This is a genomic window from Limisphaera ngatamarikiensis, assembly GCF_011044775.1.
Classification (GTDB): domain Bacteria; phylum Verrucomicrobiota; class Verrucomicrobiia; order Limisphaerales; family Limisphaeraceae; genus Limisphaera; species Limisphaera ngatamarikiensis.
Genome location: NZ_JAAKYA010000052.1, coordinates 99,420 through 111,247, shown reverse-complemented (window position 1 = coordinate 111,247; position 11,828 = coordinate 99,420). Strand labels below are relative to the sequence as shown.

The following is an 11,828-nucleotide window of genomic DNA, read 5'->3' as shown; positions in this document are numbered from 1 at the left end:
GCAAATCCATGGACAGCCAGATGAACCTGGACGCACGCGCAGCTGCGGGGGAAAACCGTGCCCCCGCGGAGGGGGCACCGCGGTTTTCGGTGGTGTTGCCCGTGTACAACGAGCGCGAAAACCTGGAACCGTTGCTGTCGGAGCTGGAAGAGGTGCTGCGCGGGCTGGGCCATGCATTTGAGGTGCTGGCCGTGGACGATGGCAGCACCGACGGCAGCGTGGAGGAGTTGCAACGGCTGGCCCGGTGCCGGCCATGGCTCCGTGTGGTCCGACACCGGTTCAACGCGGGCCAGAGCGCGGCCTTTCTCACGGGTTTTGCCCATGCCCGCGGCGAGATCGTGATGACCCTGGACGCCGACGGTCAGAATGATCCCCGCGATCTGCCGGCGATGCTGGCGCGACTTCAGGGCCGTGTGGCCGCGGTGTGCGGCATCCGACAAAAACGCCGGGATTCGTGGGTTCGGCGCGTGTCCTCGCGCGTGGCCAATACATTTCGCAACGTGGTGACCGGGGACCGGGTGACGGACGCCGGGTGCGCGTTGCGGGTGATGCGGCGCGAGGCGTTGCGGGAACTGATTCCCTTTAACGGACTGCACCGGTTTCTGCCCACGGTGTTGCGGTATCAGGGTTACGAGGTGGTGGAAATGCCGGTGAACCACCGGCCGCGCACGCGGGGGCAGTCAAAGTACGGGATCGGCAACCGGCTCTGGCGCGGCATTGTGGATTGTCTGGCCATGCGTTGGTACCGGGCCCGGGCGTTGCGGGCCGACCGGGTCGTGCCCGAGGCGACAGGCCCGGCCGCATCCGGCCCGGCCGAACCGGGTCGGACACCCTGAGGCCGGGCATGGCTCTGCGCGGGGCATACGAAGGGCTGCGATCGACGGCGGGGCGGTTGTGCCGGGGCGGTTTCCCGGCATGTTGGAAGGGCCATGGTGACGGAGGGTTTCCAACCGAGTGATCCGACGCGATTTGCCGAGGCGATCCGCCGGTTTGATGAGGAAAACGCGCGGGATCCCAACACGATCGAGGTGGACGGGCAACGTCTGCCGCGCGAACTGGTGTATGCGCGCTGGCTGAGCGAATGGGTCGTGCGACTTTGTCCGCAGGCCGGGGAGGCGTTGCGGCTGGCGGCACGGTGCCAGCATTTGCGGCGATGGGAGATTCCGCGGGAATCGTTCCCGATGGACCGCGCCGGTTACCTGCGCTGGCGCACCACGCTGCAACGGTTCCACGCCGAGCAATCCGGTCGGATCCTCCGCGAGGTGGGGTATCCGGAGGAGATGGTGCGGCGGGTGCAGGAGCTGAATCTCAAGAAGGGCCTGCCCCACGACCCCGAGATGCAGGTGCTCGAAGACGCGTTGTGTCTGGTGTTTTTGGAGCATCAGCTTGAAGACCTGGCCGCGAAGACCTCCGAGGAGAAGCTGTTGAACGCATTGGCGCGGTCGTGGAAAAAGATGTCGCCCGCCGGCCGTACGGCCGCCCTGGGGCTGCACTATTCGGAGCCTTTGCGGGGGTTGTTGGCGCGGGCGATCGCGATGGCCGAGGGCGGGGAAACGGGGGCGGAGGAACCCTGAAACGTGGGGCGGGTATCGCCCGAAGCCCGGGATCGGGGTGGGCAATGGATACGTCGGGGAGCCCCGGCCTCTCGGGGCACTGCCCGGAGTGGCTTCGACCAGGGCTTCATGGGGTGGCGGCGCGGCGTCTTCCGGGCTTTGACAGGGCATGGAGCCGGGGCAACGTTCGTGGGTCATGCGAATCCGAACCATAACCCGGGCTTGTACCGCCCTTTGCGGCTTGGGTCTTTGTGCGGATGGATGGGTGCCGGGATCCGCGCAGGCCGGGCCGTTGCAGCGCGAGCCGAACACCACGCTGCGGATGCCGTTGGTTCCCGGTCGGTTGGGGTACACCTTCGAGGATGCGTTTCTGGGTCTGGTGTTCACCAATGCGGTGGCCCTGGCCACGCCCCCGGGCGAAACCAACCGGTTGTTTGTGGTGGAGAAGTCGGGCCGGATCGTGGTGATCACCAACCTGGCGCAACCCACCCGGACAGTGTTCCTGGACATCAGCGCTCGGGTCAGCACGAGTTTGAATGTCAGCGACGAGCGGGGGCTGCTCGGGCTGGCGTTCCATCCCGGTTACGCCACCAACCGGTACTTTTACGTGTTTTACACCGGCCCGGCCACCACGGCGGTGCCGGGCGGGACCAACGCCCTGCACGACATTCTGTCGCGATTTCAAACCCGGGCCGACGATCCAAATCGCGCGGATCCGAACTCCGAGGTCCGTCTCCTGGTTCAGTACGATCAGGCGTCGAACCACAACGGTGGGGACCTGCACTTTGGGCCGGACGGGTACCTTTATGTGTCGCTGGGCGACGAGGGCGGCGCGCACGATCAATACGGCAACAGCCAGCGGATTGACCGGGACTTTTTCGCCGGCATCCTGCGTCTGGACGTGGACCAGCGGCCGGGCAGTTTGCCGCCGAACCCGCATCCGGCGGTGACCGGGCAATATCGGGTTCCGCCGGACAATCCATTTGTGGGGGCCACTTCGTTCAACGGGCGCCCGGTGGATCCGGCCCGGGTGCGAACCGAGTTTTGGGCGGTGGGATTGCGCAACCCGTGGCGGATGGCCTTCGATCCCGAGACGGGTTGGTTGTTTTGCGGCGACGTCGGTCAGTCCACGCGCGAGGAGATCAACCTCATCGGGCGCGGTGGCAACTACGGGTGGAGCTATTTCGAGGGCAACTTCCAGCGGACCAACAGTGCGCAGATCCCGCCGGGGTTCCAGCATGCACGGCCCCTGCTCGATTATGGTCGGTCGCTGGGTTACTCGGTAACCGGCGGTGTGGTCTACCGGGGACACCGCTTTCCCGATTTATACGGCGCGTATGTGTACGGCGATTATGGTAGCGGCCGCATCTGGGCCCTGAAAACCGACGGCACGAACGTGTTGGAGAACCGGCTGCTGTTTCAGAACCCGCTCGGTGGCCCGTTCAACGCCGGCGGAATCTCGGCCTTTGGCCGGGACCCCCGTAACGGCGACGTGTTGTATGTCGACCTGCGGTTCGGCACCAACTCCGTGATCCGCCGCATCATCAACAACACCAACTTCACCGGCACGCCGATCCCTGCCACGTTGGCAGAGACCGGCGCCTTCGAGGATCTGACCCGGCTCAAGCCCGCCCCCGGCGTGGTGGCGTATGAGTTGAATCTGCCGTTCTGGTCGGACGGCGCCCGCAAACAGCGGTGGTTCTCCATTCCCGACCCCTCCCAAACCATGGAGTTCTCCCCTGACGATCCCTGGCGGTTCCCCGCGGGCACGGTGTGGGTGAAACATTTTGAGCTGGAACTGACCAATGGGGTGCCGGAATCCGCCCGGCGCCTGGAGACGCGCCTGTTGGTGTTCGACGGGCAGGCCGGCTACGGTGTCACGTATCGCTGGGGCGACGCCACCACGAACGCCTGGCTCGTCCCTGAAGAAGGGTTGGACGAGCCGCTGATTATATACGCGGCCGACGGCTCGGTGTTGCGCACCCAGGTTTGGCGTTATCCCAGTCGGGTCGAGTGTCTCCAGTGTCACCGGACCTCGGCAGGCTTTGCCCTGGGATTCAACACGCCGCAACTGAATCGGGACCACGATTACGAGGGGTTTGTAACAAACCAGATCCTGGCCCTGGCGGCTGCCGGATACTTCACCCATCCGCCCACCAACACCGCCGGCTGGCGGGCCCTGGCCGCCCCCGGGGATTCAACCGTGAGTCTGGAGTATCGTGTGCGCTCGTGGCTGGCCGTGAACTGCGCGCAATGCCATCATCCGGGCGGGGTTCAGATGGCCCGGTGGGATGCCCGCCTGAATACGCGGACCGCAGAGGCCGGACTTCTGGACATGCCCCTGTTCCACGCCGCCCCGGGTGATACCCGGCGGTTGGTGGCCCCGCGCGATCCGGATCGGTCGGAATTGTTGCGTCGAATCGCCGTACGCGGGCCCGGCCAGATGCCGCCCATTGCCTCCACCTTGGTGGATGAAGAGGCCGTGGCACTGCTAACGGCGTGGATTCGCGATGGCCTGACCGATTGGGAACCGTGGGAAGCCTGGCAACGGCGCAGCTTCGGCGATCCTCCCGGGCCGGAAGCGGCGCCGGCGGCAGATCCCGACGGCGACGGTGATCCGAACGAACTTGAGTTTCTGGCGGGAACGAACCCGCAGGACGGCCATGACCGTTGGCCGTTGACGGTCATGGTCGGATCCGACGGATCCGTGCGATTGCGGGTCTGGCAGCCGGCCAACCGGAGCGTCCGGATCGAGTTTACTCCGGAACTTCAACCGCCCGTGATCTGGACAGCCCTGCCCGTGCCCGCCAGGACTTTCCCCGCGGAGGGCCGGTGGGTGGAGTTCCTCCTACCCTCGGAACGTTCACGGGGCTTTTACCGGGCCTCGTTGGAAGCGCCCTGAGAACCGTGATGAACCCGCGTGCCCCGGCGCTGTGCCCGTCTGACGAGACGGCGCGGACCGGCCGCACGAAGCAGTGGCGGCCCGGTTGTCGATCGGCGATGAGCCCCGGTCACTTGGGCCGCGGCAAAAGGGCGTCCAGGAGGCCGTTGCTGGCCACCATGACGTAGGCCTCGCGGCCGGTGTTGGAACCGGACCACGGCCGCGTCCAGAAGCGGCCGCCGGCGCACTCGACCAGCAACCCACCTGCGGCAATGTCCCACAACCGAACCTGGCGCTCGATGTAGGCATCGAATCGTCCGCAGGCCACGTACGCCAGGCCGAGTCCGGCCGAGCCCATGATGCGAACCTTTCGCGCCCGCCGGGCCAGCCAGGCAAAGTAGGGGAGCGATTTCTCCAGGTTGGACCGCGTTTTGGAAAAGCCGATCATGATCATCGCCTCCTGCAACCGCGCAGTGCGGCTGACCCGGATCACACGCCCGTTCAACCGGGCCGGTTCGCCCCGAACGGCGGTCCACACCTCGTTCACAAACGGGTCATGGATCACCCCCACCATCGTCACCCATGCCGCGGTGCCACAAGAGCGCGGCATTTCCGGGGGCACCCGCGAGGCACGCACCTGTAGGGCAATGCAGACACAAGCGTGCGGGATGTTATGGGCAAAATTCACCGTCCCGTCGATGGGGTCCACCACCCAGCGCACCTCGGTGGAGGCGTCCCCGCAGGAACCTTCCTCCCCCACCACCGGAATCTCCGGGAAAGCCCGTCGAAGCCGGCGCTGGATCTGTTCCTGGGTGCGCACGTCCAGCTCGAGTTTAACGTCATGATGCGTGGCCAACTGAATCGCCTTGGCCGAGTGCAAATGCCGACGCAGCTGTTCGCCGGCGGCCACGGCCGTTTCCGTGGCCACCTTCAACGCAGACCGCAATGTCCTCAACGACAACGTCTCTTCCATAAGACCTTCTGGTGGCCTGCCTCCCCGCAGTGCCCACGGGGTAGCGACACCAATTCGCCCCTCCAAGGCAAGCAGAATTTCCGCCTGCCGGACGAACGAGCCGAGCAGCCCGGGCAGGGGAGGACACACACCCCACCGCGGTTTGGAGCCACCGGGGAACCGTCCGGAACGCACCGGTAGGCGCGAAGGGTCGTTGTCCTCCCCCGCGGCTCATTTGCCGGGCAGGGATACCTATCAGGCGCAGACCGGTTTCAGGCCCTGCAGGGAGGTTTTCCATGCGTTGCGGCTCGAAAACCTTCCCGACCCCGGTGGGGCCCATGCCCATGGGCCAGGTGGAACGCACTGCACTCTGAATGAAGGCACATCCGGGAGGTGAAAGAGAACGGGGCCGGAATGTCCCCGCCGTTCCAACTGTCAAACGGATGCGTGCAACGCCACGGGATCCGAATCGAGCGGAGTTCAACTTGCAAGCCCTGGCCGGAATTTTGGAGTGGGAGGGCCTGCGGCGGTGCGCACCCCGGCCGGATCCCACCTTTCCCGCCCCCAATCAACCCGGCTGTGCTGGCGCTGGATTGGATGGCCGGTGGGTTGTTGAATCGATACGCCTCTGCGGTTTGTTGGAACAGGGCGCGGACGAGGCCCGCCGCCGCTTCAGAGCCACGGCTGCAACCGCGCCCGCAGGATCTGGCGGGCGCGGTACAGGCGGGATTCCACCCCTTTGACGGTGGTGCCCAGCACGGTGGCAGCCTCCGCTTGGGACAGCCCCTCCCATTCACACAAGACCACCACTTCGCGCAAAGAGGCCGGCAGCTCCGCCACGGCCCGGCGCACCGCCTCGAGTCGTTCCTCCGTCATGAGCTGATCGGCCGGAGAGGATGCGGTCTGCGGGGTCGAAGGAGTTGCCGGGACCGGGTCGGCGCGATCCTCGCCGGCAAGGGACTCCCAGGAAATCGTGGGATGTCGTTGCCGCCAGCGAAGGCGGTTCCGCGCCAAATTGGTTGCAATGGTGTACAGCCAGGGGACCAACCGGTCTGTACGACGGAACCGGGCGCGGGCCCGGTACAGGCGCACGAAAGTTTCCTGGGCAAGGTCCAGTGCATCTTCGGGGTTTTGCAGCAGGCCCAATAACAGACGGTAAACGGCCGGGCCGTGTCGCTCCATGAGTTCGTCCAGGGCCGCGTCGTCGCCGGCGGCCAGGCGCTGCATGCTGCGCCGGTCCAGCTCGTCCGGATCAGGGGTGCTCATGACCTGCGTGCTGTTGCCGGGCCATGGCCTGCTCGGTGGCCTCATGCGTCGTCAGGGTCAGTCGCAGCATTTCCTCGAAATAGCGCCGACCCTGCTCCGGCGGCATGGCGCGGCGGACCTCGTCGAAATGCCGCAGCATGGCCACCTGACATTCGGCGCGCAAACCGGCCAGTTCCCGCACCAGTTCCGCCGCCCTCGGCGTGAATCCTCCGCCCCGCACCAACTCCTCTTCCAGTTCCGCCTTCTTGGCTGCGATCCGCGCGCACCATTCCCGGCAAACCGGCAGGTAACCCTCATGAAGCTGGCGAATCCGGGCCAGTTCCTCCCTGCCCAACCGAAACTCGCGGCGCAGCCATTCCAAATCATCATTGGGATTGCTCCAGCGTGCCGCTGACCAGTGCGCCGTCAGCCGGGCGGCACCGAGAAACAACCCCACGCTTACCACCACCGCGCAGGCCAGAATCCAGGCGGCAACACGTGCATTCATGGCCAGGGAGAAACGGGACTGACCCGCGCGACGTAACGTTCCCGGGCCAGGCGTTCGGACTGTTGCCAACCCTGCACCAACCCGGTCGCCATCCCCAGCACGCAGACCACCAACAACGTGGTCAGTGCCCGACGCGGTTCCAGCCACAGTGCCACCAACCGCATCCACCACGGTTCGCCGGTGAACCCGATGGACGCGTCCACGGCTTCAATCCGGCGCCATACACCGGCTGCGAACCCTGCGGGCAACCGGACCTCCGGTCGAGCCCGCCGTAACAGCTCGTCCAGCTTCAATTCCCCGGTTGGATCCTGATGTTTCATGGTCTCTGATCCGGGCGCATTCGGCCACCGCACGCGCATTTAACCCGGACCAGCCTAACTTCCGGATCGCGTTCGTGGCAACCGTGCCGGCGCGCGGGGGGTGCGCCCCCATGAGTTGGTACACCGGCAACCCGGAAATCCCTCAGAGGGGGCCGAGCCAGCGGGCACGGGTACCCGGCCGAAACGGCGCGGAGCCGGACCCGGGACTGTTGCCGCGCCCCGCCGTGGCACTTCGGCCCGCAGGTGCCGTCGTGGGTGCGGCCCTCACGGCGGACATGTGGCGCCGGGATGTCCGCCTTGGCCCGGTGGCGACCCGCGAAAAAAGAATGAGGGATTCCCGGAATGCCGGGGTAGTAACGGGTGAGACCGGGATCGGCCGGCTGAGTGCGCCGGTCGGATTCGGGTCGAAACGGCCGCAGGCCTCGAGCGGAGAGATGCACGAATGAAACCGATGACGCGATTCACGGTGGCGACCATGTCGGCCACGCTGCTGGCGTGGGCTGTGACGGGTTGTGGTTCCGGTCCGGGCGGTGCCACAGCCGGGGCCAAACCCTATCCGTTGGACGTTTGCCTGGTCTCGGGTGAGAAGCTGGACGGGCACGGGAAACCGTACGCCTTTGTCCACGAAGGCCAGGAAATCAAACTTTGTTGCAAGGATTGCCTGAAGGACTTCCAAAAAGAGCCGGCCAAATACCTCGCAAAGTTGGCGGGTCCCAACCCGGCCCCTGAAGGCGCCGCAAGGACCGGAAACGGTCACTGACGCGGGCCGGCGGGGTTCCATCGAGTTACAAGCCGGTTTGACGGGCGAAAAACCGCGGGGAGAAGCCGCGGGCGGGGGAATTGTCGTGCCTGAAAACTCGTGCCGTGCGGTTCCTTGTGGAATCCGCCGCCAACCCCTGCCAGTCCTTCGGGCCACGGCCGGATCATTACCGGGCGACAGGCTTTCCGGTGACCAACCGGTGCGGGAGGGGAACGGATGGGGGAACCGGCGTCCGGGTCGGGCGGGGGCATCGTCCCGACCGGGCAGTAGCCGGGTTGTTTTCCGTCATTCAGATGCCTGACCCGTGGCGAGTGACATGCGGTTGAACAGATTCAACACGAAGCCATGCCCCGGATCGCACCTGGCCGGGATACCTGTTCCTCGGGGGGCCGGCGTGGAACGCGCTGCGACCGGCTGCCCGACATGGTGCCGGACAGCCGCGTACGGCGCAGTTGTTCTGGTTGCTTTGATCTGGGGCGGCTGCCGTGGAATTCCCACAGCCGAGGAGTCACGGCTCCGCCTCGCGGTGGCAGAGGTTACCCGGAGCCATGACCCGGGACGCGATCCCCGCTCGTTACCGCCCTTGAACGGGGAGTCAGGGCTGCGGGATTACCTGCTCCATGCCATGCTGAACAACCCGCGGGTGCGCGAGGCCTGGTTTGAGTGGGTCGCCTCGGTGGAACGGATCACCCGAGCCCGCTCGCTCCCGGATCCCCAACTGACCTTTCAAATGGACCTCGGCGAGGTGGTGATGGCGGTCATGCCGGGCCTGATGCAGATGTTTCCCGGACCGGGAAAGCTGGGCGCCGCCGCGCGCGTCGCCACTGCCGAGAGCCAGACAAAATACTTCGCGCTGGAGGCGGCGGTGTTGCAAACCGCGTTCGAACTGAAGCGCGCCTGCTACGAGCTGCACCTGCTCGACGAGCGCATTCGCATCCTCCGCGAGACCCTCGACCTGCTAAACCAGCTTGAACGCATTGCGCGCGCGCAAAACGAGGTGGGCGACGTCACCCTACAGGACGTGTACCGCGCTCAAATCGAGCAGGACCAACTCCTAACCCAAATCGCCAATCTGGAAGATTCGCGCCGTCCGCTGCTGGCTCAGTTCAAGGCCGCGCTCGGGCTCGCGCACGATCAGCCCGATCCGCCGCTGCCGGCCCGCCTGGAAACCACGCCGCTGGAACTCGACGGGGACACCCTGCTGGCGACGGCGTTCGCGCGCAACCCGCGGCTCAAGGCGCTGGAAGCCGAGGTGCGCCTGGCCGAGGCGGACCTCGCGCTGGCGCACACGGCGAAGGTGCCCGATTTCAACCTGGGGCTGATGGCCGACGCCAGGGCCACACCGACGATGTTCCGGCCGCTGGCCGGCATGACGCTGCCCATCTGGCGCGACAAGATCGCCGCGCAGATCGCCGAAGCTCAAGCGCGCCGGCGCGCCGCGGAAGCCCGCCTGACTGCCAGGCAGATCGACCTCGCGGTCGATTTCGCCATGAGGACCTTCGAGTTCCGCGAGGTCACCCGGAACCTTGCCCTGTTGCAGGAACAGCTGATCCCGAAGGCGCGCCGCTCGCTCGAGATCGCACAGGCCGACTATCTCGCCGGCCGGATCGGTTTTTTCCAGCTCATCGACGCGGAGCGAACGCTGCTGAGGTTCCAACTGGACGAAGTGAGCGCGCGCACGCGGCGCGAAATCCTGCTGGCCGAGTTGTCGCTGTTGATCGCCGGCGTGCCGCCGCAAGGCGCGCCGGTGTTGGCCTCCCCGCCGGAGATTTCCGCCGCCGGCTCGAACGTGTTGGATCCCCATGGACACTGAACTTTCCGGTTTCTCGCCCATGAAACTGAAACACCTCCCCGGTCTCCTGCTCCTCGCCGTCGTCGCCGCCGGCGCGTTTTTCCTGGGCCGTTCGACGATGCACGACCGCGCAGCGGCGTCCGGGGCCATGCCGGCGGGCGAAAGGACCTTTTACACCTGCGGCATGCATCCGCAGGTGATTCAGGACCGCCCCGGCAACTGCCCCATTTGCCGAATGAAACTGACCCCGATGCGACGATCCCCGGTCGGTACGGGGACGAAGGATGAAACGGCAGCGCACCGGGATGGCATCGTGATTGATCCCGTGACGGTTCAAAACATGGGGATCCGGTTGACCGTGGTGACCAACGGCCCGCTCCGCCGGACGCTGCGCACGGTGGGTGTCATCGAGCCGAGTGAGACCGCGTTGGTGGATGTCACGATCAAGTTCAGGGGCTGGATCGAAAAACTCCATGTCAACTACACCGGCGCTCGGGTACGGAAGGGCGAGCCGCTGTTCGAAATCTACTCTCCCGAGCTGTATTCGGCCCAGGTGGAGTACCTGTCGCTTTTGGGGTCGGACCCTGTGGGGCGCCCCGGGGCGGAGTCCTTGCGTCGTGCCGCCCGGATGAAGCTCCGGTACTGGGACATCACCGACGATCAGATCGCCGAGTTGGAAACAACCGGCACACCCCGCAAGACCCTCACGGTGGTCGCCCCCGGGGACGGTTTCGTCCTCGAGAAACACGTGGTCGAGGGTCAAATGGTTCAACCCGGGGAGCGGATGTATCGGTTGGCCGATCTGAGCGTGGTGTGGGTTCACGCACAGGTTTACGAACAGGACCTGCCGTTCGTCGAGGTGGGTCAGGAAGCGATTGTGACGCTCTCCTATTTGCCCGGGCAGAGGCTCCGCGGTTCGGTTCGTTACGTATACCCGAACCTTGACGAGAAGAGCCGTACCGTCCGGGTTCGGGTGGAGCTTCCCAACCCGGACTTCCTGCTCAGGCCCGGCATGTATGCGCGCGTGGAGCTGAGCCGGGAAGTGGATCCGGCCGCGCTCCTGGTACCGGAATCCGCCGTGGTCCGGAGCGGCACCCGCAACACGGTGTTTGTCGCCCTGGGCAAGGGCAAATTTGAGCCCCGTCAGGTCGCGCTCGGTCCCCGGGCGGACAACGACATGGTCCAAATTCGATCCGGTTTGCAACCCGGCGAACGCGTGGTGGTGTCCGGTCAGTTCATGCTGGATTCCGAAAGTCAGTTGCGGGAGGCCCTGTTGAAAATGCTTGAACCCGGGCCGACCGGTGCGGTCATGGAAAAGCCGGAAGCTTCCAATCCCACCGGTCGAGCACCCGCGGCGGCTGCATCGCCACCCATGATGAACCCCGGAACGAGGTAAACCCATGCACGAGTTGTTGCGGACAACCCGGGCCACTGCGCGGGACGCGATCCCGGGCTTCCGGCCCCGTCCGGCAGAGGGTCCGGTGCGGCCGCGCAATACCACCAGCGACCGACCCCCTCATGCGCATAACCGGCCCGCCGCCCCGACGGATGAAACTCGACCGAAGTCCGTCCGGTGCGGGGACTCGACCCACCGTGATGCGGCGCGTGTTGCCGGGCATCCGACCCATCACCGCGACCCGATGCAAAGTGGGGCTCTGAATCCCTGCAGACTCACACCGGCCATGAGGTTTGTGGTTCGCGACGCCACAGGGTTGCCGCGCCGGGGATTCCGTTGGACACCCGGCGGGGCGGGCATGAGATGGGTTTTCTGCCCGGGAACTCCAGATGGCCCGGACATGAGTCGGGTCGGGCCGGCT

General features: G+C 66.0%; 10 protein-coding genes. 6 read left to right on the top strand and 4 right to left on the bottom strand.

What is annotated here, in order from left to right:
• The first annotated feature begins 20 nt into the window (after positions 1–20).
• The 3 genes from G4L39_RS07785 (at position 21) to G4L39_RS07775 (ending at position 4,455) form a co-directional block, all read left to right on the top strand.
• Positions 21–836, top strand: coding sequence for a glycosyltransferase family 2 protein (locus tag G4L39_RS07785; RefSeq protein ID WP_165107238.1), 816 nt, complete (start codon positions 21–23; stop codon positions 834–836).
• A 93-nt stretch (positions 837–929) separates the two neighbouring features.
• The gene (locus G4L39_RS07780; RefSeq protein WP_165107237.1) at positions 930–1,574 is read left to right on the top strand and encodes a DUF4202 domain-containing protein; all 645 of its coding nucleotides are present in this window, start codon (positions 930–932) and stop codon (positions 1,572–1,574) included.
• A gap of 175 nt (positions 1,575–1,749) precedes the next feature.
• Positions 1,750–4,455 (top strand): PQQ-dependent sugar dehydrogenase, encoded by a 2,706-nt coding sequence (locus tag G4L39_RS07775; protein WP_165107235.1) that lies wholly within the window; start codon positions 1,750–1,752, stop codon positions 4,453–4,455.
• Between the two features lie 109 nt (positions 4,456–4,564).
• On the opposite strand, the gene G4L39_RS07770 is transcribed toward G4L39_RS07775, so the two are convergent.
• The 4 genes from G4L39_RS07770 to G4L39_RS07755 all read right to left on the bottom strand — a co-directional run bounded on the left by G4L39_RS07770 (position 4,565) and on the right by G4L39_RS07755 (position 7,459).
• On the bottom strand, positions 4,565–5,407 hold the full coding sequence (locus G4L39_RS07770; protein ID WP_165107234.1) for an inositol monophosphatase family protein: 843 nt from the start codon (positions 5,405–5,407) through the stop codon (positions 4,565–4,567).
• 651 nt (positions 5,408–6,058) lie between these two features.
• On the bottom strand, positions 6,059–6,652 hold the full coding sequence (locus G4L39_RS07765; RefSeq protein WP_165107233.1) for an RNA polymerase sigma factor: 594 nt from the start codon (positions 6,650–6,652) through the stop codon (positions 6,059–6,061).
• Positions 6,639–7,139: a periplasmic heavy metal sensor gene (locus G4L39_RS07760; protein ID WP_165107231.1), complete on the bottom strand. Its 501-nt coding sequence runs from the start codon at positions 7,137–7,139 to the stop codon at positions 6,639–6,641. Before G4L39_RS07760 ends, G4L39_RS07765 begins: the two co-directional genes overlap by 14 nt.
• A complete protein-coding gene (locus G4L39_RS07755; RefSeq protein ID WP_165107229.1) occupies positions 7,136–7,459 on the bottom strand; it encodes a hypothetical protein in 324 nt (107 codons plus the stop codon). The genes G4L39_RS07760 and G4L39_RS07755 overlap by 4 nt, the downstream gene beginning before the upstream one ends.
• 442 nt (positions 7,460–7,901) lie before the next feature.
• Between G4L39_RS07755 and G4L39_RS07750 the strand changes: the two genes are divergently transcribed.
• The 3 genes from G4L39_RS07750 (at position 7,902) to G4L39_RS07740 (ending at position 11,407) form a co-directional block, all read left to right on the top strand.
• Positions 7,902–8,219, top strand: a complete 318-nt coding sequence (locus tag G4L39_RS07750) for a hypothetical protein (protein ID WP_165107228.1) — start codon at positions 7,902–7,904, stop codon at positions 8,217–8,219.
• Positions 8,220–8,844: 625 nt separating this feature from the next.
• Positions 8,845–10,032 carry a TolC family protein gene (locus tag G4L39_RS07745; RefSeq protein WP_205880864.1) on the top strand — a complete coding sequence of 396 codons (1,188 nt, stop codon included), beginning with the start codon at positions 8,845–8,847 and terminating at the stop codon, positions 10,030–10,032.
• Positions 10,022–11,407: an efflux RND transporter periplasmic adaptor subunit gene (locus tag G4L39_RS07740; protein ID WP_165107224.1), complete on the top strand. Its 1,386-nt coding sequence runs from the start codon at positions 10,022–10,024 to the stop codon at positions 11,405–11,407. Before G4L39_RS07745 ends, G4L39_RS07740 begins: the two co-directional genes overlap by 11 nt.
• The last annotated feature ends 421 nt before the right edge of the window (positions 11,408–11,828 follow it).

Excerpts from the sequence above, each read along its gene's own strand:
- G4L39_RS07785 (WP_165107238.1), top strand. The coding sequence starts at position 21 with ATGAACCTGGACGCACGCGCAGCTGCGGGGGAAAACCGTGCCCCCGCG.
- G4L39_RS07760 (WP_165107231.1), bottom strand. The coding sequence starts at position 7,139 with ATGAATGCACGTGTTGCCGCCTGGATTCTGGCCTGCGCGGTGGTGGTA.
- G4L39_RS07750 (WP_165107228.1), top strand. The coding sequence starts at position 7,902 with ATGAAACCGATGACGCGATTCACGGTGGCGACCATGTCGGCCACGCTG.
- G4L39_RS07745 (WP_205880864.1), top strand. The coding sequence starts at position 8,845 with ATGCTGAACAACCCGCGGGTGCGCGAGGCCTGGTTTGAGTGGGTCGCC.
- G4L39_RS07780 (WP_165107237.1), top strand. The coding sequence starts at position 930 with ATGGTGACGGAGGGTTTCCAACCGAGTGATCCGACGCGATTTGCCGAG.
- G4L39_RS07775 (WP_165107235.1), top strand. The coding sequence starts at position 1,750 with ATGCGAATCCGAACCATAACCCGGGCTTGTACCGCCCTTTGCGGCTTG.
- G4L39_RS07765 (WP_165107233.1), bottom strand. The coding sequence starts at position 6,652 with ATGAGCACCCCTGATCCGGACGAGCTGGACCGGCGCAGCATGCAGCGC.
- G4L39_RS07740 (WP_165107224.1), top strand. The coding sequence starts at position 10,022 with ATGGACACTGAACTTTCCGGTTTCTCGCCCATGAAACTGAAACACCTC.
- G4L39_RS07770 (WP_165107234.1), bottom strand. The coding sequence starts at position 5,407 with ATGGAAGAGACGTTGTCGTTGAGGACATTGCGGTCTGCGTTGAAGGTG.
- G4L39_RS07755 (WP_165107229.1), bottom strand. The coding sequence starts at position 7,459 with ATGAAACATCAGGATCCAACCGGGGAATTGAAGCTGGACGAGCTGTTA.